19 protein-coding genes and 1 riboswitch are annotated in these 21,857 nt (G+C 40.2%); of the genes, 2 read left to right on the top strand and 17 right to left on the bottom strand.

The window, feature by feature from the left end; all coding sequences use genetic code 11:
* Positions 1-478: 478 nt before the first annotated feature.
* On the top strand, positions 479-1,966 hold the full coding sequence (locus MKX62_RS18605) for a catalase (RefSeq protein ID WP_067208981.1): 1,488 nt from the start codon (positions 479-481) through the stop codon (positions 1,964-1,966).
* 176 nt (positions 1,967-2,142) lie between these two features.
* On the top strand, positions 2,143-3,168 hold the full coding sequence (locus MKX62_RS18600) for a hypothetical protein (protein WP_340742061.1): 1,026 nt from the start codon (positions 2,143-2,145) through the stop codon (positions 3,166-3,168).
* A 167-nt stretch (positions 3,169-3,335) separates the two neighbouring features.
* On the opposite strand, the gene cyoE is transcribed toward MKX62_RS18600, so the two are convergent.
* The 17 genes from cyoE to MKX62_RS18515 all read right to left on the bottom strand — a co-directional run bounded on the left by cyoE (position 3,336) and on the right by MKX62_RS18515 (position 21,721).
* A complete protein-coding gene (gene cyoE, locus MKX62_RS18595) occupies positions 3,336-4,277 on the bottom strand; it encodes a heme o synthase (RefSeq protein WP_304627127.1) in 942 nt (313 codons plus the stop codon).
* A gap of 206 nt (positions 4,278-4,483) precedes the next feature.
* Entirely contained in the window at positions 4,484-5,488 is a 1,005-nt protein-coding gene (locus MKX62_RS18590; RefSeq protein ID WP_338652443.1) for an ABC transporter substrate-binding protein, read from the bottom strand.
* A gap of 330 nt (positions 5,489-5,818) precedes the next feature.
* Positions 5,819-6,823, bottom strand: a complete 1,005-nt coding sequence (locus MKX62_RS18585) for an ABC transporter substrate-binding protein (protein ID WP_340742060.1) — start codon at positions 6,821-6,823, stop codon at positions 5,819-5,821.
* A gap of 198 nt (positions 6,824-7,021) precedes the next feature.
* Positions 7,022-7,774, bottom strand: a complete 753-nt coding sequence (locus tag MKX62_RS18580; protein ID WP_067208970.1) for an ABC transporter permease — start codon at positions 7,772-7,774, stop codon at positions 7,022-7,024.
* Positions 7,707-8,549 (bottom strand): ABC transporter ATP-binding protein, encoded by an 843-nt coding sequence (locus MKX62_RS18575; RefSeq protein WP_067208968.1) that lies wholly within the window; start codon positions 8,547-8,549, stop codon positions 7,707-7,709. Before MKX62_RS18575 ends, MKX62_RS18580 begins: the two co-directional genes overlap by 68 nt.
* 164 nt (positions 8,550-8,713) lie before the next feature.
* The gene (gene cysK, locus MKX62_RS18570) at positions 8,714-9,643 is read right to left on the bottom strand and encodes a cysteine synthase A (protein WP_338652445.1); all 930 of its coding nucleotides are present in this window, start codon (positions 9,641-9,643) and stop codon (positions 8,714-8,716) included.
* A gap of 23 nt (positions 9,644-9,666) precedes the next feature.
* Positions 9,667-10,290: a precorrin-2 dehydrogenase/sirohydrochlorin ferrochelatase family protein gene (locus tag MKX62_RS18565; protein ID WP_340742059.1), complete on the bottom strand. Its 624-nt coding sequence runs from the start codon at positions 10,288-10,290 to the stop codon at positions 9,667-9,669.
* 480 nt (positions 10,291-10,770) lie between these two features.
* On the bottom strand, positions 10,771-12,495 hold the full coding sequence (gene cysI / locus MKX62_RS18560) for an assimilatory sulfite reductase (NADPH) hemoprotein subunit (RefSeq protein WP_338652448.1): 1,725 nt from the start codon (positions 12,493-12,495) through the stop codon (positions 10,771-10,773).
* 25 nt (positions 12,496-12,520) lie between these two features.
* A complete protein-coding gene (locus MKX62_RS18555; protein ID WP_340742058.1) occupies positions 12,521-14,347 on the bottom strand; it encodes an assimilatory sulfite reductase (NADPH) flavoprotein subunit in 1,827 nt (608 codons plus the stop codon).
* Positions 14,348-14,491: 144 nt separating this feature from the next.
* A complete protein-coding gene (locus MKX62_RS18550; RefSeq protein WP_082786557.1) occupies positions 14,492-14,638 on the bottom strand; it encodes a YezD family protein in 147 nt (48 codons plus the stop codon).
* 35 nt (positions 14,639-14,673) lie between these two features.
* A complete protein-coding gene (locus MKX62_RS18545) occupies positions 14,674-15,429 on the bottom strand; it encodes a sirohydrochlorin chelatase (RefSeq protein WP_340742057.1) in 756 nt (251 codons plus the stop codon).
* A gap of 99 nt (positions 15,430-15,528) precedes the next feature.
* Positions 15,529-16,311: a uroporphyrinogen-III C-methyltransferase gene (gene cobA / locus MKX62_RS18540; protein ID WP_338652453.1), complete on the bottom strand. Its 783-nt coding sequence runs from the start codon at positions 16,309-16,311 to the stop codon at positions 15,529-15,531.
* Positions 16,312-16,355: 44 nt separating this feature from the next.
* Complete coding sequence (gene sat / locus MKX62_RS18535) at positions 16,356-17,504, bottom strand: sulfate adenylyltransferase (protein WP_067208941.1); 1,149 nt, start codon at positions 17,502-17,504, stop codon at positions 16,356-16,358.
* A complete protein-coding gene (locus MKX62_RS18530) occupies positions 17,505-18,233 on the bottom strand; it encodes a phosphoadenylyl-sulfate reductase (RefSeq protein WP_067208939.1) in 729 nt (242 codons plus the stop codon).
* A gap of 260 nt (positions 18,234-18,493) precedes the next feature.
* Positions 18,494-19,093: an adenylyl-sulfate kinase gene (cysC, locus tag MKX62_RS18525; RefSeq protein WP_067208936.1), complete on the bottom strand. Its 600-nt coding sequence runs from the start codon at positions 19,091-19,093 to the stop codon at positions 18,494-18,496.
* 223 nt (positions 19,094-19,316) lie between these two features.
* A riboswitch (SAM riboswitch) is annotated at positions 19,317-19,417 on the bottom strand.
* A gap of 166 nt (positions 19,418-19,583) precedes the next feature.
* Positions 19,584-20,492, bottom strand: a complete 909-nt coding sequence (locus tag MKX62_RS18520) for a DMT family transporter (protein ID WP_340742056.1) — start codon at positions 20,490-20,492, stop codon at positions 19,584-19,586.
* A 59-nt stretch (positions 20,493-20,551) separates the two neighbouring features.
* Positions 20,552-21,721 (bottom strand): TraB/GumN family protein, encoded by a 1,170-nt coding sequence (locus MKX62_RS18515; protein ID WP_067208930.1) that lies wholly within the window; start codon positions 21,719-21,721, stop codon positions 20,552-20,554.
* Between the last annotated feature and the right edge of the window lie 136 nt (positions 21,722-21,857).

Below are 21,857 nucleotides of genomic sequence, written 5' to 3'. Positions count from 1 at the left end.
TTTTAGTCTGAATTCTCCTAATCAGTAGGGATTTCTGCTGATTCAAGTTAACATTGCCTCTTTATCGAGAAAATGAACTGCCTGAACAATCTACCTTATCGTTGACTGTTCAGGCAGTTTTTCATTGTTGAGATATGCCGAATCACAGAATTCTCTTTAACGTTTAATTAATTTTTATCATACCCGTATAATTTTACTGACTTTTCCGTTAATAAAAGTTAATATAGAAGGAGAATCCTATTTTCCGAATTGCCTGCGTCTCATTTCTAAGTTTTTTATATACCTTCTAATTGAGAATGGATATATGTAATTCTCCCCCTCTTCATTCAGTAAAAGTGTATACGAAGCTACTTACGACTTGAGGATATGCAGCCTTTATAAAAGAATTAATTTTAGTAGATGTTATTAGTAGATATATTGTTTCTTTTTTAGTATGATTATCATGTAGGAATTAAAACAATCTAGGGAGTGAGAATCTATGACAGAAAAAGACAATAATAAAAAATTAACAACTGCTGCTGGTGCTCCAGTTGTGGATAATCAAAACTCAATGACTGCTGGGCCTAGAGGGCCAATACTATTACAAGATGTTTGGCTATTGGAGAAGCTCGCGCATTTTGATCGCGAGGTTATTCCTGAACGGCGTATGCATGCAAAAGGATCTGCTGCGTATGGTTCATTTACCGTAACACATGATATTTCACAATATACAAAAGCAAAAATCTTCTCTGAAATTGGTAAGAAAACAGATATGTTCGTTCGTTTCTCAACAGTAGCCGGTGAACGGGGTGGTGCTGACGCAGAACGCGATATTCGCGGATTTTCAATGAGATATTATACAGAAGAAGGTAACTGGGACCTTGTCGGAAATAACACACCTGTGTTCTTCTTTAGAGACCCAATGCAATTCCCAGACTTGAACCATGCTGTTAAGCGTGATCCACGTACAAATATGCGTAGCGCCAATAACAACTGGGACTTCTGGACATCACTACCTGAGGCACTTCACCAAGTAACAATTGTTATGAGTGACCGCGGACTTCCAAATTCGTACAGAAATATGCATGGTTTCGGAAGCCATACCTTTAGTATGATCAACGCTGACAACAAACGTGTTTGGGTGAAATTCCATATGCGTTCACAGCAAGGCATTGAAAACTTGACTGACCAAGAAGCCGAGGCAGTTGTTGGGAAAGACCGTGAAAGCCATCAACGCGATCTATATGACAATATCGAAAATGGGAACTTCCCGAAATGGAAAATGTACATCCAAGTAATGACAGAAGAACAAGCCAACAATATGCCTTACAACCCGTTTGATTTGACAAAAGTATGGTATAAAAAAGACTTCCCTCTTATTGAAGTTGGCGAATGGGAATTAAACCGAAATCCTGATAACTATTTTGCAGAAGTAGAGCAAGCTGCTTTTACACCCGCAAACGTTGTACCAGGTATCAGTTTCTCTCCGGACAAAATGCTACAAGGTCGTCTCTTCTCCTATGGAGATGCACAGCGTTACCGTTTAGGCGTGAACCATCACCAAATTCCGGTCAACCAACCGAAATGCCCAGTTCATAGTTTCCACCGTGACGGCGCGATGAGAGTCGATGGCAATATGGGTAGCACACTTCATTATGAGCCGAACAGCTATGGTGAGTGGAAAGAACAACCAAAATATAAAGATCCAGCACTAGATCTTTTCGGTGCAGCAGACCAATGGAATTTCAGAGAAGATGACGATAATTACTTTGAGCAACCAGGTAAACTCTTCAACTTAATGAGCATAGAACAACAACAAGTTTTGTTCGAAAATACGGGTCGTAATATGAATGGCGTTGAGAAACATATTCAGCTTCGTCATATTGTTCACTGTTACAAAGCGGACCCTGCTTATGGTCAAGGTGTAGCAGATGCACTTGGTGTTTCTTGGCACGAGGTGGAAGCAGCTGTTGGTTCTGAAGATTAATTATTGAAGCAAATAAGGAGTGTACTTCGCATAATAATGCGAGGAACACTCTTTTTTTATAGGCAATCCCTATCCCTACACCCTTTTAGACATTCACTATGATACTACTGACTTTTAAGTGAATCACAGGTAGAATAGAAAGTGTATTTAGAATATACAGTAGGGGGAAACTATAGATGTCTATTACTTTTATAGCAAAAGAAGAATTTTTTACGTTTCATGATCCGATGCAAGATGGAAAATTGATTGACCGCAAAACTGAAATTCGAATGGATCCGCTAACAGGAGAAACATCCCGAATCATTTTCGACCCAGGTGCATCCTTTACGTCAATAGATTATTCTGAGCTCGCAACACAAACCGCGGGTAGTAAATGTCCATTCTGCATTGAAAACGTACACACAGTCACACCTAAATTCCCGAATGATTTAACCGAAGACGGCAGGATAATTCAAGGAGAAGCCGTCGTTTTTCCAAACCTCTTCCCTTACAGCAAGCATAATGCGGTGGTCCGAATGTGTGATCAGCATTACGTTAAACTCGATGAATTCACAACACCAATGATTGCCAACTCCTTTTCTGCCGCACATAACTATTTGAATAAAGTTATTGCCCAGGATCCGGAAACTGCATATGCATCCATCAACTGGAACTACTTACCCCCTTCAGGCGGTAGCATTTTACACCCACATATTCATGTGCTGGCCTCTGAGATGCCGACCAACTATCAATTGATAACATTAGCAAGCAGCGAGCAATTTTACACAGAAACAGGAAGAAACTATTATGATACATTAATAGAAAGTGAGCAAGATGTTGGTGAACGTTTTATCGCGACGGTGGGTTCCATCGACTGGGTTCATGCTTTCGCACCTAAAAGTCATATTGATTTCATTGGAGTTTTAGGTGCTTCTTCGTTAGGTGAATTAACGGATACCAACTGGCAGGATCTCGCAGAAAGTCTCACAGGCTTTTTCAATTACTTTGAATCAATCGGTATCGCAAGCTTTAACCTCGCCCTGTTTATCCCTGTAAGTAAGAATTCATCTGACCGTGTTCACGTTCGAATTGTTCCCCGATTGACTATGGGCGCACTCCAAACAAGTGATATGAACGTATTCAATTTCTTGCACGGAGAACCGCTAAGTTTAAAAGTACCTGAAGAAATCACAAAAGAAATAGCTGTGTATTTCAGTAAATAATTTGTACAAGTTTTCAAATAATTTCGGGATGAATAGATTCCTGTCATTTAAAAATCCTCTCATGTCATTATAGACACGAGAGGATTTTCATTTTTGCATACTTGTGTTATTTGTCACCTTGACACTTACGTGGTTTGACCATTCTAAGATAGCTTGAAATTTCTTGTTTAATTAAATACTGGCAATGTAACAAGAATCATTAGTGTAAACAGGATAGCTACATAATTCACCGAACACATGAACATCAGATGCGCCCACTTCATATCGTTTTTCGTGAAAAATCCGGCGATAGTCGCAATTAACCACCCAATGTTCATCAACGAGGCAATAATAACAAATACTGTACCAAGTGATCCTAAAAAGAATGGTAATGGCAGTAAGCATGCGACATAGATAACCATTTGCCGCTTTGTAAAATTAAACCCGTGAACGACTGGAAGCATCGCCACTTTTGCCAAACTGTATTCTTCCACTTTCTTCATGGCAATAGCAAACGTATGCGGCATTTGCCAAATGAATAGGATAAGCGTCAGTACGATTGGCACGATATGATAACCAGGTGCAATTGCAGCCCATCCAATTAAAGGTGTCACCGCACCTGATACACTGCCAATGACTGTATTTAGCGTATATCTACGTTTTGACCACATTGTGTACAAAATAACATACGTAAACCATCCAATAAATGCGTAGACAGCCGCTTCAATTGTTGTAAAAGCTAGAAGTACTAAACCTACTACAGATAATATGATTCCTAATCTAAAGACAAACTTAAGTGTAAAGTTTCCAGTAACTGTCGGACGGTTTTTGGTCCGCTCCATCACTGTATCAATATCGACGTCGTACCAGTTATTCAAGATAAGTGCCCCAGCCATAACAAGTGTACTGCCTGAAATCGTCAACAAAAATACATCCCAGTTTGCTAAAAAAGTTCCATTCGTAAAATAGAGTGCTAACCAAAATCCAGTAAGGACAGGTAGCACATTAGAGATTAAGACTATCGCCTTAAATAAAGATTTAAGATCTGCGAATAGCGTTGAAAGATTTTGTTCTTTCGATACAGTTTTTTCATTAACCTTCTCCCAAGAAGGATCCATTACTTTAGTCATCAATTCGTCTCTCCTCAAAAAAGCCAGGTGCTTTTCCAATTTGGTGGATTCCCAATTCGTTCAGTGGCTGGCATACTTAACTCCATTTTACTCTTAGTTTTCAAGTAAGACAAAGGAAAGCTTTGTGACATTTTCAAAACTACGAGAAAAAAGAATTGGAAACATCAATATGATGTTTCCAATTCACTATAATTAGTTACGTTTTATTATTTTCCTTCTATAGACTTCAACTGATCCAATTGAATTAAACCTTCAATATCGCTACTAGGGATATATCCTGCTTCCTTACTGATATCAGCCATTTCCTGAATTACTTCGTCATTGACAGAAGTAGTTACTTTTAGGCGCTTAAATGCGACTTCGAGTTCAGCTTTGTTAATCTCTTTTCCCGTTAGTTCTTTGATGTGTTTAATGACAAGATTTTGACTTTCTTCAGGATTTTGTTCAATAAACTCAACTGCTTTTACATGGGCTGTTAAGTAGGCTTTCATCAACTTGTCATCCTCCAAAAAATTCTTACTTGCGGCGACAACAGTATTTGGTGATTCTTTCCCCCACGCGAATGATTCCCAGTCCAATAAAAGCTTACCATTTGCCTGTGTTTCCAAAATATAGCCCCAGGGTTCTGGTATTGCAGCTGCATCTAGAGACTTTTGAATAAAGAGCGTTGCTGTATCAGCTGGTGCTGCCGCAAACATTTCGACTGTTCCTCCATTTGCTGTCGGCTTCAGACCCACATCTTTTAGTGCTTTACGCAACATGATATCTTGAGTACCCCCAATTCCAGGTATCGCAACTCTCTTCCTATCCAAATCAGCAAGCTCATTAACGTTACTATCTTCACTAGCAATAAGGACTGCACCACCATTTACAGCGCCTGAAATTATATGATAGTTAGGGTCTCTTACGTAAAAGTTCAGTACAGGACCTGGTCCTACTGTTCCCACATCAATGGATTTAGTAGCCATCGCTTCCATGAACAGTCCGCCGTTACTGACGGTCTTTGTGTTGATTGTAATATCTTCCCCAAACGCTTCAGTGAAATAACCTTCCTCCAGCGCAACGATTGTAGCCATGTGCGTTAAGTTCGGGAAATATCCAATGTTCACGACTTTACTGCCTGGTGCTCCTTGTTCTGCTTTAGCGCATGCAGCACAAATACTCAATATAACTAAGGAAATAAGCGCAAGTACGAAAAATTTACGTTTCATCCTTTTCTCTCCCCATCTGTTTCTATAAATAACCTCTTAACTTATTCCCCATTTATTCTGCACACTGCTCTCCAGTCGAAAAAAACTAGATTATCTACGTTTGTATCGATGCCGCCAATAATGATCATTACCTATTACATGTGTTGATTAACCTAAGCTAACCAGTAAATGATTGCTTACTTTTGTGATAAAACACTAGATACCCTATGTACAGGTGCTTTCGGATCAGTTTGGACTAAACGACTACTGCACCATTAACGAACGCAGTAGGATTATAAACATCATTATGATGTTTATAATCCTACTAAATCAGTAACGCTTTACATTTTATTATTTTGCTTCTATTGACTTCAACTGTTTCAATTGAATTAAACCGTCAATATCATTACCAGTAACATACCCTGCCTCTTTACTAATATCAGCCATCTCCTGAATAACTTCTTCATTGACAGACGTGGTTACTTTCAGGCGCTTAAATGCGGCTGCGAGCTCAGTTTTATCAATCTCTTTTCCTGTTAATTCTTTGATGTGCTTTATAACTAGATCTTGACTTTCTTCAGGATTTTGCTCAATAAACTCTACTGCTTTTACATGTGCTGTTAAATAGGCCTTCACTAATGTTTCATTTTCCAAAAATTTCTTACTTGCTGCAACCACGGTATTTGTCGATTCTTTCCCCCAAGCGAATGATTCCCAATCTAACAACAATTGACCGTTCGCCTGCGTTTCCAAAATGTAGCCCCATGGTTCCTGGGTTGCTGCAGCATCCACAGACTTTTGAATAAAGAGCGTTGCTGTATCAGCTGGTGCTGCAGCAAACATTTCGACTGTGCCACCATTTGACGTCGGCTTCAGACCCACATCTTTTAGTGCTTTACGTAACATTACATCTTGGGTACTTCCTATTACAGGAATCGCAACTTTCTTCCCGTCTAAATCAGCAAGTTCTTTAATATTACTATGTTCACTCGCGACGAGGACGGCTCCCCCGTTTACAGCGCCTGAAATAATATGATAGTTGGGATCTTTTACGTAGAAGTTCAGTAATGGACCGGGTCCTACTGTTCCTACATCAATGGATTTAGTCACCATCGCCTCCATAAACAAGCCGCCGTTACTGACGGTTTTTGTGTTGATTTTAATATCTTCTCCAAATGCTTCAGTGAAATAATCTTTCTCTAGCGCCACAATTGTAGCGATATGCGTTAAATTAGGGAAATAACCAATGTTCACTTCTTTACTGTCTTGTGCTCCTTTTTCTGTCTTTCCACAGCCAGATACAATTGCCAATACAGCTAAAGAAATAAGCCCAAGTAAGAACAAATTACGTTTCATTCCGTTCTCTCCCCTTTTTTATCTATTATCTATTCTTCAACACCCAGACACTTGGTCTGCACGATGCGGGTCATCAGTGGGGGGGATTGAACTTCCCCCTCCTTGTTGCGCCATGAATATCACGTATTTAGACTACCATCCTTCAAAGTCATCCTGCTTATGCCTGTCATGTCGTAGCATGCTGTTTCCGCTTTTCCCTTAACTAATTCCCCATTTTTTCTGCACACTGCGCTCCAATCGTAAAAAGACAAGATTATCCATGATTGTACCGATAACACCAATGATGATCATTACTGAGATAACCAAATCCATTTGTCCGAGTGATCTTCCCATTTCCAAGAGATACCCAAGCCCTCCTCCACCACCAAGAAGTTCCCCTGCCATTAACGCGCGCCAGGAAAATGCCCAGGCGATTCGTAATCCAGATATGAGTTGGGGGACAGATGCTGGCATAATAACTGTTCGCAAAAAGTGAAAACCGCTAGAACCTAATGTTTTAGCTACTTGTTGATAAAGCCTTGGCACATTTTTGAAACCACTTGTCGCATTGATTGTCATTGTCCAAGTCGCTCCGATTGTTACAATAAAAAGAATAGAGAAATCGTTCAAACCGAACCAAATGATTGCAAGTGGGAACCAAACAATACTCGGAATCGATTGCAATGCCGTGACAAGAAATCCAAGTGTGTCTTCCACTAACTCAGAACGCCATATGAGGTAGCCTAAAAAAAGACCAAGGATTGTCGCAATTGTAAATCCTATTAATAGACGACTCATGCTAGTAAGGATTGCAGTCATTATTTGACCACTCAAAATACCTGTGTAAAGTGTATGCAATACTTGGCTGAGACTCGGAAACATGAAATCGGGTAAGCTTGATAATCTAGATGTGACTTCCCATATCGCCGCTAGAATCCCGATGAAGAGGGTTCGTCTTAAAAATGTAGTCATCCCCCATTTCCTCCTTTAACACTTTCTCAATTTCACCTTGCAGTGATGCCAATATCTGTTTTTCCAAATGAAAGGTTACATCATTTGGCATAACGCCGTCTTTCATTGTTTTTGAAGAATAAATCTCTTTTATTCTTCCAGGACGTGTTTCAAATACAATAATCTTTTCGGATAAAAGGACAGCTTCCCGAATGTTATGCGTAACGAAAAAGATTGTCACCTTCGTTTTTTGCCAAATTTCCAGAAGTTCATTATGTAACACCATTCTGGTCTGCTCATCCAGTGCCGCAAATGGCTCATCCATCAGTAAAATTGCGGGCTCCATAACAAGTGCGCGTGCGATAGCAACACGTTGTTTCATACCTCCGGACAGCTGATGTGGATAGGCGTCGATAAAATTACTTAGATGGACCATTTTCAACATTTCTCTGGCTTTGTCCTCTGCCTCTTTTTTTGGCAGACCCTTTAAACGTAAGCCATACGTGACATTATCAAGAACCGTTAACCATGGAAATAATCCATCCTGTTGGAATACAACGACACGATCTGGTCCGGGATCTGTCACTACTTTTCCAGCAATCCGAATTTCCCCTTGATCAGCCTTTTCAAGACCAGCAATCAGATAGAGCAATGTCGACTTCCCGCAACCGGAAGGACCAACAATTGAAACAAACTGTCCTTTTTCCACGTCTAACGAGATATTATCCAGCACTTTGACATGACCATTTTCTTTGTGCGGAAAGCTTTTCACAATGCCGTCTATTGTTAAATACATTCAAATACCCCTTCCCTAAAATTCCCTACAAGTAAATCTATATAGGTTGAAATAAAGAATTCCTTTTAAGGCCACTTCGTTTAGTTTATATAGGTTTTCATATGTTCAACTAATTTAGTAGCAATATTTATTATTCACGCACTCCGTAAATTGAAGATTTGGTATTAAAATCCGAACAGATCGCTCGATAAATAGCGTTCACCGGAATCTGGTGCAATACAGACGACCGTATCATTTGGAGTCAATCGTCTTGCAACAGTCAAAGCCGCGTATACGGCGGCGCCTCCCGAAGGGCCAATAAGAATCCCTTCATTCGCAGCTAAAGACCGTACTGTCTCGTAAGCTTCATCGTCTTGTATCATAAATATTTCATCATAGACGTTCGTATTCAAAACGGAAGGAATAAAACCTGGACTTGTTCCAACAAGCTTATGCTTACCAGGCTCTCCGCCCGATAAGACAGGTGATCCGGCGGGCTCAACAACATGAACCGTTATTCTAGCATCAAGTTCTTTAAGTGCTTCTCCGGTACCTGTCACTGTCCCTCCCGTTCCTGATGTACAAACAAAAGCATTAAGCTTTCTTCCAATGGACTTCATCGCTTCACTAATTTCAACAGCCGTTGTTGTCCGATGAATATCCGGATTTGCAGAGTTTTCAAATTGCATGGGGATAAAACTGTTTTCAATTTGTGCAGCTAATTCATTTGCTTTGGCGATTGCACCTGGCATTCTTTCCTCACTTGGAGTTAGAACGACCTCCGCACCATATGCTTTCATTAAATTAATGCGTTCAATCGTTGCATTATCCGGCATGACGAAAATCGCTCCATAACCTCTTGCCGCGGCATTCATTGCCAATCCTATTCCTGTATTGCCTGATGTCGGTTCAATAATCGTTGCCGCCGCAACCAATTCCCCACTTTTTTCTGCTTCGTCAATCATATTGTAAGCAGCTCGGTCTTTTACGCTCCCGCTTGGATTAAAATATTCAAGTTTCACATAGACAGCTGCTCCTTCTGAATCTGGCAGTCTATTCAATCTCACAAGCGGAGTATTTCCAATCAATTCAGCTATATTGTTTACGACGCGCATATCTGTCATCCTCCCAGTTACATTTAGGACATGTTTTGATATCCACTTATTAATTCTAGAAAGGCATTTTGCATGTTGTTAGATTGCCTGTACGTGTCATTCGTGATTGCTTTAAGTAATTTCGTTTTTATTGTTTGATCAAAGATAGAATGCTTAACTTTTTCTCTCGACAGCGTTAGAAATTCAAGATAATCGCCATAAGTATCGTCGTAAATTACGGCAAGTTCATCACGAATGCTTTTGGAAAGTGTCGGACTTCCGCCGCCCGTTGCAACACTTATCGTTAGGTCACCCCTTGTCAGCTTTGCAGGGACATGAAAGGTGCTTAACTCCGGATTATCAACGATATTGACCAGTTGATGCTTGCCAGCAGACGATGCAACGAATGTGTTCATGATTTCACTATTTGTGGCTGCAATAACAATCAATGCGGAATCAAGATCAACCGGTTCAAACAATTTATTTTTCCAGGAAATCTTGTTCTCAATAAAGAGTTGTTCTATTTTCGAATGAATCACCGGACTAATCACAGTTATATAAGCACCTGCCTGTAGCAAGCCGGTAATTTTTCTGTAGGCAATCAGACCACCACCAACTACTACTACAGCTTTGCCTTCGATGTTCAACATAATCGGGTAGAATTTCATTGTTTTATCCACCTGCCGCTGTAAAGTTATTCTGGAAAAGACCGTAAAATCAACGGTCCTACTTAGCTTTTTTATATTATTAGAAAGTATAAGTTTTTTACTTGGAGCATTGTCTAGACTCCAGCGCCTAGACCCTCGAGTCGCTTCAGTCCTTAAGTTAAAGGCAAAGTACGCCTTTATCTTTAGGCCCTCTAGCGCTTTTCGGGTCTACCTAGGCGCTTGCGCTTTTCTTATTGTCTAGACTCCAGCGCCTAGACCCTCGAGTCGCTTCAGTCCTTAAGTTAAAGGCAAAGTACGCCTTTATCTTTAGGCCCTCTAGCGCTTTTCGGGTCTACCTAGGCGCTTGCGCTTTTCTTATTGTCTAGACTCCAGCACCTAGTCCCTCGAGTCGCTTCAGTCCTTAAGTTAAAGGCAAAGTACGCCTTTATCTTTAGGCCTCCAGCGCTTTTCGGGTCTACCTAGGCGCTTGCACTTTTCTTATTAATCGTGAAAGTCCAATCCAGATTGGACTGCTTTCACATGTCCTGCACGGATAACAAAATCTCCAAAATGCTCGCCTTCTTGTCTTTCCTTCGCGTATTGGAAAAATAGTGGTCTAAGTAGTGCTAGAATCTCTTCTTCTCCAATGTTTTCTCGGTATAATTTGTTCAGTCGATCTCCAACAAAGCCAGCCCCTAGATACATATTATATTTTCCAGGAGATTTACCGATAAAGGCTATTTCCCCTAAAGAAGGACGAGAACAACCGTTCGGACACCCTGAAATACGTATGATAATCTCTTTTTCACGCAATCCCGCTTCATCCAAAATCAGTTCCATCTTATCCAACAGCGAAGGAAGATAACGTTCAGCTTCAGCCATCGCTAGTCCGCAAGTTGGAAAAGCAACACAAGCCATTGAACTTCGACGTAATGCAGAATGATGCTGTCCATCAGTCAATCCATGCTGTTCAATCAATTCGACGATTTTTTTCTTATTTTGACTCGAAACATTGCTGATAATCAGGTTTTGGTTTGGGCTAAGGCGGAAATCTCCTGTGTGAATCTTGGCAATTTCGCGCAAGCCAGTCATCAGTGGATAATCATCCAAGTCTTGGATTCGACCATTTTGGATAAAGAGCGTGAAATGCCAAGTGCCATCGCTTCCTTCTATCCAGCCATAACGATCTCCATTATGTTCAAAATGATAATCACGCGCGGTTTCTAGTTCCCAGCCTAATCGCTCATTGAGTTCTTTTACGACCCATTCAAGTCCACGTGTATCAATTGTGTATTTAAAACGTGCATACTTTCGAACAGAACGATTCCCGTAATCACGTTGAATCGTAATGATTTTTTCGGCTACTTCGATAATCTGATCTGTTGTACAAAATCCAATCACCCGTGCCAACTGAGGATAGGTCTCTGTATCTCCGTGTGTCATCCCCATGCCGCCTCCGACTGCAATGTTGAATCCTACTAATTTACCTTCTTCTAAAATGGCAATTAGACCAAGATCCTGCGAAAAGACGTCAACATCATTATTAGGAGGAACTGCTACACCAATTTTAAATTTCCGTGGTAAATAGAGCGCACCATATAATGGTTCGATTTCTTCCTCTGTTTCTTGACTGTCGATTACTTTTTCACCATCAAGCCAAATTTCATGATACGCATTGGTCCGTGGCGAAAGATAATCACTTAGTTTCTGAGCCCAACCATAGACCTCGGCATGAATATCCGATTGATAAGGGTTTGGGTTACACATGACATTCCGGTTCACATCCCCACAAGCCGCTAGTGTATCCATCAATGCCGCATTAATTTCCTGAATATTTTCCTTCATATTCCACTTTAAAATCCCATGCATTTGAAATGCTTGTCGGGTAGTCAATTTCAACGTTCCATTACCAAATTTATTGGCAACACCGTCCATTGCGAGCCATTGCGCCGAGGTTGCAACGCCGCCCGGAGCGCGAACACGGACCATGAACTGGTATGCCGGCTCTAATTTTTGACGTTGTCGCTCATTGCGTAAATCCCGATCATCTTGCAGATAACTCCCATGGTGTTTCATCAATCGATTATCGTCGTCAGGTATCCCCGAACTAATCGGATATTCAAGCGTCTCCACAAGCGTTCCTCGTAAATAGTTACTCTCACTCTTAATCCGCTCAACATCACTAGGTGGACCGGGTTGTGGCGGAAGAATTATTTTTTTAGTCATGTAACTAGCTCCTCTCTCACTTGTTTCAATAGACATCACGTTGATAACGTTTCTGCTGTTGCATGTCAGCTAAATAATCAGATGCTTCCTTGGTACTCATGGCACCTTCTTTTTCAATGATTTTTTCCAAAGTAGTATGGACGTCAGCAGCCATATGCTTTTCATCACCGCAGACGTAGAGTACAGCACCCTCTTCTAGCCACTTAAAAATAGCTTGGCTGTTCTCAATCATTCGGTGTTGGACATAGACTTTATCTTTCGTATCACGGGAAAATGCAACATCCATTCTCGTCAATACACCCTCTTTGAGCCATTGTTGCCATTCAACCTGATACAGAAAGTCTGTAACGAAGTGTTGATCACCAAAGAACAACCATGTTTTCCCTTCGGCGCCAATCTCCTCGCGTTCTTCCAAGAATGATCTGAACGGAGCTATTCCAGTACCAGGTCCAATCATAATCAAAGGCGTGTTAGGATCTTCTGGTAATTTAAAGTTCGAGTTACGCTGAACATATACCGGTAAATGATCTCCTGGTTGCGCACGTACAGCACATTCATCTGAACAGACACCAACCCGATCGCGACCATGTGCCTCATAACGAACAGTTCCAATCGTGAGATGAACTTCATCTGGATTTGCTTTTGAACTACTGGCAATTGAATATAAGCGCGCGGGTATTTTACGTAATATTGCGACAAAATTACTTAGAGTGACTTCCCATGGCGCAAAATCCCGTACTAGATCCAATAGATCACGACCATAGAGATAATCCCTGCATTCTTGGTCCTTTGCTGATTCCAAGAGTTCCTTTAATTCATTGTTAGCGGTAAATTGCACTGCTTTTTGTAGTAATGGTTTCGTCAATACAGTGATTTCAAAATTAGAAATCAACGCCTCGCGCAAGGGCTTAAGCTCCCCCTGGTTATTGACCTTCACTGCTTCGCTAGCATTCCAGCCCATCTCTGCAATCAAGGTATCTACTAATTCTGTATCATTTTCTGGAAAAATGCCTAAACTGTCTCCTGGTTCAAACTCAAGGTTCGATCCTTCAAGTGATAACTCAAGATGACGTGTTTCTTTGTTTGACCCACGGCCATTTAAATTCAAATTCTCTAGGATTTCAGCTTTAAATGGATTTGTTCTAGAATACTCCAACTGTTCCGTAACACCCTTGTTGACTGGTTGTTGGACCGTTGTAGAACTGCTTCCTTGTTGCTCATTTAATGTGGCTAAAACATTCGTAAACCATTCCGCAGCAGATTCATCATAATCCAAGTCGCAATCCACACGTGGACTAAGCTGTTTTGCACCTAACTTCAGTAATCGTTCATCAAATTGTTTACCTGTCTGACAGAAAAACTCATAAGAACTATCTCCCAAAGACAGGATCGAATAGTGCAGATTATCCAATTGTGGCGCTCTTTTACCATGAAGAAATTCATAGAACGGCAATGCATTATCTGGTGGATCACCTTCACCATGTGTACTTACAATAAGTAGTAAGTTCTCAATTTTCTTAAGCGAATTCGGTTTGAATTCATTCATAGAAGCAAGCGTTACTTGAAACTCTTCTGCTTTTAAATTCTTCGTCAGTTTTTCAGCTAAAGCCTGCCCGTTACCAGTCTGAGATCCATAGAGAATTGTCACTTCTTTTGAGATGACTTCTATTTTTTTTGACGGAGCTTCCAGAACAGCCACGCTGCCTGAAGCGTTTGATTGCGTAGCTAATTGACTCGCACTCAGATAGCCGCCCAACCAGATTTGTTGTGTCTCTGTCAGTATCGGTAAAAGTTGATTTAGGAGTTCTACCTGCTCCTGATTAAAAGGACTGTTTATCACTTGAAGCGCCAAAATTTCCCACCCCGCAAAATTAGTATTTTACATATATATGCTGAACACGCGAATACTTATATAAACTAAGCTGAGGTCTCCTCAAGCGTCATAGCGAATTCAAAAGAATTCTTTATTTCAACATACACAGCTATAAAAAGAGCATTATTTTAATCTAATTTTCTCGTTTCTCTCTATTTGAACCACAACATTGTCTTGAATAACCAATGTGATAGAGCCATAATTCATCGTGCTCAGCATCTTTTTAACATTTTCAATAGTAAGTTCAAGATTTTGTTCCCGTTTCTCCATAGTCCCTTTCATCCTCTCAGACAAAATATCTTCATTTAAATAAGCTGACTGATTTGCTCTTTTTCAAGTAACTCATTCACCCGTTCTACAAGTACATCCTGGACATATTTGTGATAACCAAGATTTTCACAAAGAATAAGCTGCTGGTTATTAGTAGACTGTGTCACAATCTTTTTCTCAATGCCATTCATTAAAATACCTGTAAATAGTAAGTACGGAATAATGAAAACTTGCTTTTGAGGTGCTTCCTGTAGTTGCAGTAATGCTTCATCGAAATGAGGATCTGCTCCGTAAAGAAAACAAACAGTTACTTTATTAAAGGCGTACTTGTCAGCAAGAAGCTGTGCAATTTCATTTAAATCATGCTTAACTGCGGGATCACTACTCCCCCTGCCTACGATTAACACTTGAGCATCTTCTGCAATCACTACTTGTTGTTCAACAACTCGGTCATATAAACTATCAACAATCTTCGGATGAATGCCAAATGCTTTTCCGTATGTAAATTCGATATCGGGATACATGATTTTTCCCACTTCGATTTCAAATGGAATATCTTCATTTGCATGCGCTGCGGATAATAAAAGTATAGGTACAATGGCAATTTTAGTTGCTCCGCGTTCCACGCATTTCGTAATCCCTTCATCCACGCTTGGTGCCGCTAGTTCTAAAAAACAAATCTCTTGAATCGGAACATCGATCATTGCTTGACTGCTCTTAATAAACTGAATGGCTTCTTCGACACCTGCTTTAATTCGGCTACCGTGGCCCACATATAAAACTGCCTGCATGCTAATCCCTCCTCGTATCAAGTACGCCTCGGCGTAATAAGGTAACCTTTCTTTATTATTAAGCGGGGATTTTCACCCCTGCTGAATGAAGTTAAACTGCTAGTATGCAGATACTTCTTTAATACTATTTTGGTTCAACTCTGTTTGTTCAAACCATTGAATCTTCTCTCGCAATTTCACAACTTCGCCGACAATGATCATACTTGGGTTTTTAATTTCAGATTCTCTCGCAATCTCTACAATGGTCGACAGTGTACCTGTAATCGTATACTGTGCTTCTGTCGTCCCCCAATGAACAAGTGCTACTGGCGTGTTTTCAGGTCGGCCATGCTTAGTCAGTTGCTCACAAATATAAGGTAAGTTTCCGACACCCATATAAATCGCTAATGTATCAATACCAACTGCAAGACTTTCCCAATGAATGGAATCGCTTTTTCCAGCACGCATATGGCCAGTTACAATCGCAAAACTAGAACTTAAATCACGATGCGTGACTGGGATTCCCGCATAAGCAGGAGCCGCAATTCCAGCAGTAATTCCTGGAACCACCTCAAAAGGGATTCCGTTGTCTGCAAGAACTTCTGCCTCTTCAGCACCTCTGCCAAAAACGAATGGATCTCCACCTTTTAAGCGTGTGACGATTTTTCCCTGCTTCGCATATTTCACTAAAAAGTGGTTAATCGTCTCCTGAATCATTGCATGGTAATTTGGGAGTTTTCCGCAATAAATCAAGTCCGCTCCCGGTTTTGCATAGGAGAGCAGCTCTTTATTAATTAAACGATCATACAAGATGACATCCGCTTGTTGAATACATTTCATCCCTTTAACGGTGATTAAATCAACATCTCCAGGTCCAGCTCCAACTATAAATACTTTTCCCATTCTCATCTCTCCTCTCACCGCTCAGTTCTACAATAAAATCATCGTTATGAATGAATCTCTTCTTTTTGCATTCCTGCAATTAATACTTCGATCACTTCCGGTCGGCTAAATGTCGATGGCAGTTGTTCTCCCTTACGAAGCATTTCTCTCACTTTTGTTCCCGACAAGATCACATGGTGACTGGCATCATGCGGACAAGTTTTTGGTGTTGCCATGTTACCGCATTTATTGCAGTAAAAGCTATGCTCGAAAAATAATAACGTGATCCCAAGTTCTCCAAGCGTAAAGTTGCTAAAGATTTTCTGAGCATCATACGTACCGTAATAATTACCAACACCCGCATGATCACGACCGACGATAAAGTGTGTGCAACCAAAATTCTTTCGAACCATCGCATGAAAAACAGCTTCTCTTGGTCCGGCATAGCGCATTGCTGCTGTAAACACACCTAAAAACACGTGCTCTTTCGCATAATATTTTTCTAGTAAGACTTCATAGCTTTCCAGGCGCACATCTGCTGGAATATCATCTGATTTCGTTTCACCTACAAGGGGATTCAAAAATAATCCATCTACAATTTCCAATGCAGTCTTTTGAATATATTCATGTGCCCTATGAACTGGGTTTCTCGTTTGGAAACCGACGACTGTTTCCCAGCCTAGCTCTTGGAATTTCCCTCTTGTTTCAATCGGGTCATATAGGTACTCCGAAAACTCATTCAGCGGCCTTCGCTGAATCAGTGTGATGGTTCCACCCAGGTAGACATTAGGGCGCTCAAACAACTTCTTGACGCCTGGGTGCTCACGGTCTGTCGTTTGATAGACTAGTTTAGCTTCTTTTTCCTTATCTGGTGTGAAAATATCCGATACTTCGAGAACACCATAGACAACTCCATCTCTCACCAATTTCACAAATTTCCCAACAGCGATACCTTGTGCGTTCACCTCTGTCGTTGGCAATGTAATCGGAATTGTCCAAGGTACTCCAGTAGATAATCTCATTGTTGTAACAACAGAATTGTAGTCTACTTCTGTAAGAAATCCACTTAAAGGGCTATAAGCACCCGTACCAATCAAATCCAAGTCACTACTAGCAATTTCGTCTAATTCAACTGTTTCAGTTATTCCTTCGTATTGAAAACCAGGATTCCAGCGATTAATTAATGTACCACCATGCGGTTGACTCAAACTCATTTAAATTCCCCCATTTTCGTTAGCATTATGCAAGCCACACTCTGTCTTCGCCTGATTTGCCCAGCGCCCTGACCTCGACCCCGTCGTTGTATCCCCTTTGAATGTGCAGTGTGAACAACCGATACTGGGATAGCCTTGGTCATGGAGTGGATTATATGGCAAATTATGTTTTTTTACATAATCCCAAATATCAATCCACGTCCAATGAATCAGCGGGCAAATTTTAACCGATTGAAAGGTTTCATCTTTGTTCACAAAGTTTGTCTGACTTCTTGATGGTGATTGTTCACGCCTAAGTCCTGATAACCAAGCGGTCGTACCGCTCATTGCTTCACGGAGTGGAATTACTTTCCTCATATGACAACAACGATCCGGCTGTCTTTCCCATAGTCGATCGCCATACTTGTCAGCTTGTTCCTCAACCGTTAAGCCGGGAGTCTTCATTTCAATTACAAGCTTTGGATAACGTTTCTTTACTTCATCGATTAAGGTATGCGTTTCTTGAAAATGAAATCCGGTTTCGAGAAAGACCACTTTAGCAGTTGGTTTTATTTGCGAGATTAAATCTATCATTACGATACCTTCAACCCCAAAACTACACGCATATACAAGTTCATCGTCGTATTCTCCGTAAGCCCATCGCAAGACGTTTAACGCACCTTTTGACTCGTCATCGATTGGAAAAACTTCACTAGTCTCAGCCCAAGATTTGTACGTCAACTTCGCCATACTAATCCCCCCTCTAAACTCAATAACTCTATTACATTATCTTTTTTTAAAAAAGGCGACTTTAATCTACTATTGATTAAAGTCGCCTCTAATTTTTTAGTCAGCGAATTGTTCGTATGTTCACGATTGTCCATTAGCTTCTGGATTTCCAGTCGGCATGTGATTAGCGTTTATACTAACTTTATTAATCCTATGTGTCAAGTAGGTTTAAATACATTCTATTCCTAAAACCCCAATATGTTACGCATTTTGTAATTTTTTTAGATATAGTTATTTTCTTTTAAATAAGAAACGATGACTTTGACAGACTCTACAATATTTAATTGATTGGTATCAATGATTATTTCCGGGTTAACAGGTTCTTCATAAGGAGCATCAATTCCTGTAAAGCCTTTAATTTCACCCAATCTTGCTTTCTTATAAAGCCCCTTCGGATCCCGTTCTTCACAAGTTTCTAAACTTGCCTTAACGTATATTTCGATAAACTCATCGGATTTGACAATTTCTCGCACCTGATCTCGATCTTCCTGATAAGGCGATATGAATGCTGTCAATGTGAATAAGCCAGCGTCGACCATTAGTTTTGAAACTTCACCGATTCTGCGAATATTTTCCGTCCGATCATTTGGACTAAACCCTAGATTCTTATTTAAACCGTGCCGGACATTATCTCCATCCAGTCGATAAGTATGAATGCCTTTCGCGTGTAACTCTGTTTCTAGCGCTACTGAAACTGTTGATTTCCCTGACCCTGATAGCCCAGTGAACCAAAGAATAGCACTCTTATGGCCCTTTAGTTCTTGACGATTTTTTTTTGTTACCTCTGATTCATGCCAAACGATATTTGTAGACTCTGTCATTGTTTGCCCCCCTAAATCATTTGTTTCAGTTTAATTTTTATATACAAAAAAGACACCTTTTTCCGATTCAAATAATCGATTAGAAAGTTGCCTTTAGTTGTCTAATTAGCATGTATGAAATTGTTAAAATGATAAATGACTTACAACCTTTACAGTAAAGAAATAAAAAAACCACTTCTAAATAGAGCAAGAAGAGGTTAATAGAATCGAACACATATTACTCCTCTTATCTGCTAAACTTTCGTTTACTGGAATTGGCACAGTACTAAACAGTCTGTTGCCGAGGTTTCATCGGGCCAGTCCCTCAACCTCTCTAGATAAGATATAAACTATTAAGTTGAGACCAATACTACATTATCGAAAATTCAAAGTCAATGACTTATCAGAATTTATTTTCAATCATATCAGTTTAGTTGGAATTAAAGGCGATCTTCTTGCACATATAATAGGCACTTTAAACTACTTTTCAGTGCGCTAGGAAACATGTTAGTTAACTCTCACTTAACCTTTCGTTGTTCTCATCGGTTTTCTCTATTTCCTTTTCATAATTATTTTTCCAATTAACAAGAAAGATTCCTGCAAATATTAGTAATCCACCAAAAAGGATAGACCAGGTTAGTCTTTCATGGAGTAAAAACCATCCTGTGAGTACACCGAAGAATGGCGCTAAAAAAAGGAATGCACTAGTTCGTTCTTGATTACCTCTTTGGAGAAGATAAAACCAAATAGAAAACTGAATAATTGAGGCTGCAATGGTAAGCCATAACAAAATCAGGATAGATTGAGTAGTCATTTTAAAGAAAGTCTCTTCCAGTAGTAAGCTTCCCAGAAAGAGAATTAATCCACCAAAAAGCATTTGATAGGCTGTCATTACATACGTATCAAATTTGAAACCATGTATTTTTATCAATAGCGTAGCAATCGCCCATGAAACAGCCGACAAAAGCCCTAATATGGTACCGACTTTAAAGTCAAGATGTGAACCTAACGTGAGAAAAACCCCGATAAAACCTAACAGTACACCTATCCATTGCTGAATATGGTAACGCGATTTTAAAAAAAGCGTCCCAAAAACGACAACGAGTAAAGGATTCATAAACGTTAGGATAGACGTATCTCCAGAAGTGATTGTACGCAGTGCCATAAATATACAGCCCATCACAAAAGCTGTTTGGAAAAGTCCAATTAGAACAAGCCACACCCAGTCGATTGCTTTTACTGGATGTGGCTTGTTTAAGATTTTAACGATAGTTGCCATAATAATCCCTGCAAGCGTAAAACGCAGAGCGACTAATAGGAGTGGAGATGAATAGGCTAACCCTAACTTCCCTATTGTAAAAGAAGAACCCATTAGTCCAGTCGTCAAAATCACTAACAAGCAAAAACTGATTCGATTCATCCGATCCCCACCCCATTATTACTATAAAACGTTTAAAAGAAAATGCTGATCAATTGATTTCACTTTAAGTTTTCAAAGAATACACGGATAACGTCGGCTCCGCCTAAGAAGGTCCCCAACGTTCCTCCCAAGTTAGTCAAAACGATTACCAACAAGACCCGTGTCACCTTATTTGCCCAAAAACCTTTAATCGTAAAAACATCTGCAGAAAGCGTTTCAAAGTCACCAACACTTGGGCGGCGAAAAAATGCTTGAACAATTCCTGAAACCCAACCGGCCGCTATCAGTGGATGCAAGGTAGTAATAGGGGCTGATACAAAGGCCGCTAAAATGGCCAGCGGGTGTCCAAGAGCCACCGCAGCACCAATAGCTGACAGGCTACCTGTCCATAAGACCCAGCTTAACGCTTGATCGAAACCGGCAGATGGATTTGCGATAAAGGTGTAGGCGATAATTGATAATAGAAGAATCGGAATTGCCCATCCGATAATTTTTGGGATTTTTGATTTTGGTGGTGTTTGCGCTAATGCGACTAAATCATGGTCATTATAGATTTCTTTTGTAATCCCTGGAACATGTGCTGCACCAATGACTGCAACGACCTTTTTACCTGGTGCATCTTTGATTTTCTGTGCTAAATACTGGTCTCTCTCATCGATTAAGGGCGTCTTTAACCTTGGAAATGATTCCGTAAAGTCAGTTAGAACGGCATTTAGCGTGTCCTTTGATTTCATTTTCTCCAATTCTTCTTCAGAAATCGTCTCTTTGCTGAAGATACTATAAAAAACCGACATCAGAAGCTGACTTTTCCCCTTAAGTCCAATATTCCCCCAAATTCGGGAAAAAGTAATTTGGATATTACGGTCAGCCAGCACCAAATTTGCACCGACTTCTTTTGCTGATTCAATCCCCTGAATCATTTCCTGTCCAGGTTTAATATCAAATTGCTTTGCCAAACGATTTTGAAAGGAGGATATTGCCAGATTCATTAAGAGCAATGTAGCTTTCTTCTCTTTAATCACCTTGAAAATATCCGTTTCTTTCCACTTATTACTATCCATTATAGATTGAAACCTTTGTTCATCCAATTCAATGCATACTGAATCGGGTCTTTCCTTGTCGATTACCTCTTTTACTTGTTCTGCACTTTGCTTGGAAACATGGGCAGTTCCAATAAGTATTAGTTCTCTACCGTCTAATTCTATTCTCGTAATGTTAGTCTCTTGCATTGACAAACTTCCTTTATGAACTTATTTCTTCTGAGCAACCTTAAGCCAAGGTTTACTAAAAAGACGGTCTAGTTATTATAATGAATCAGTTTGAATGAAATTTCAATTATCTTTCATTATTAATATAATGAAAGTC

This window comes from Sporosarcina sp. FSL K6-5500, from assembly GCF_038005665.1.
In the GTDB taxonomy this organism is placed as follows: Bacteria; Bacillota; Bacilli; order Bacillales_A; family Planococcaceae; genus Sporosarcina; species Sporosarcina psychrophila.
The sequence above is the reverse complement of the archived record's forward strand: the minus strand, read 5'-3'. Positions and strand labels throughout refer to the sequence as shown.

Excerpts from the sequence above, each read along its gene's own strand:
- MKX62_RS18605 (WP_067208981.1), top strand. The coding sequence starts at position 479 with ATGACAGAAAAAGACAATAATAAAAAATTAACAACTGCTGCTGGTGCT.
- MKX62_RS18585 (WP_340742060.1), bottom strand. The coding sequence starts at position 6,823 with ATGAAACGTAATTTGTTCTTACTTGGGCTTATTTCTTTAGCTGTATTG.
- cysK (WP_338652445.1), bottom strand. The coding sequence starts at position 9,643 with ATGCGCGTCGTAAACAATATAGCTGAATTGATTGGAAATACTCCGCTT.
- MKX62_RS18550 (WP_082786557.1), bottom strand. The coding sequence starts at position 14,638 with ATGGAGAAACGGGAACAAAATCTTGAACTTACTATTGAAAATGTTAAA.
- MKX62_RS18545 (WP_340742057.1), bottom strand. The coding sequence starts at position 15,429 with ATGCAGGCAGTTTTATATGTGGGCCACGGTAGCCGAATTAAAGCAGGT.
- MKX62_RS18580 (WP_067208970.1), bottom strand. The coding sequence starts at position 7,774 with ATGACTACATTTTTAAGACGAACCCTCTTCATCGGGATTCTAGCGGCG.
- MKX62_RS18590 (WP_338652443.1), bottom strand. The coding sequence starts at position 5,488 with ATGAAACGTAAATTTTTCGTACTTGCGCTTATTTCCTTAGTTATATTG.
- sat (WP_067208941.1), bottom strand. The coding sequence starts at position 17,504 with ATGAGTTTGAGTCAACCGCATGGTGGTACATTAATTAATCGCTGGAAT.
- MKX62_RS18520 (WP_340742056.1), bottom strand. The coding sequence starts at position 20,492 with ATGAATCGAATCAGTTTTTGCTTGTTAGTGATTTTGACGACTGGACTA.
- MKX62_RS18515 (WP_067208930.1), bottom strand. The coding sequence starts at position 21,721 with ATGCAAGAGACTAACATTACGAGAATAGAATTAGACGGTAGAGAACTA.
- MKX62_RS18530 (WP_067208939.1), bottom strand. The coding sequence starts at position 18,233 with ATGGCGAAGTTGACGTACAAATCTTGGGCTGAGACTAGTGAAGTTTTT.
- cysI (WP_338652448.1), bottom strand. The coding sequence starts at position 12,495 with ATGACTAAAAAAATAATTCTTCCGCCACAACCCGGTCCACCTAGTGAT.
- cyoE (WP_304627127.1), bottom strand. The coding sequence starts at position 4,277 with ATGACTAAAGTAATGGATCCTTCTTGGGAGAAGGTTAATGAAAAAACT.
- MKX62_RS18565 (WP_340742059.1), bottom strand. The coding sequence starts at position 10,290 with ATGAAATTCTACCCGATTATGTTGAACATCGAAGGCAAAGCTGTAGTA.
- MKX62_RS18575 (WP_067208968.1), bottom strand. The coding sequence starts at position 8,549 with ATGTATTTAACAATAGACGGCATTGTGAAAAGCTTTCCGCACAAAGAA.
- MKX62_RS18600 (WP_340742061.1), top strand. The coding sequence starts at position 2,143 with ATGTCTATTACTTTTATAGCAAAAGAAGAATTTTTTACGTTTCATGAT.
- cobA (WP_338652453.1), bottom strand. The coding sequence starts at position 16,311 with ATGGGAAAAGTATTTATAGTTGGAGCTGGACCTGGAGATGTTGATTTA.
- cysC (WP_067208936.1), bottom strand. The coding sequence starts at position 19,093 with ATGACAGAGTCTACAAATATCGTTTGGCATGAATCAGAGGTAACAAAA.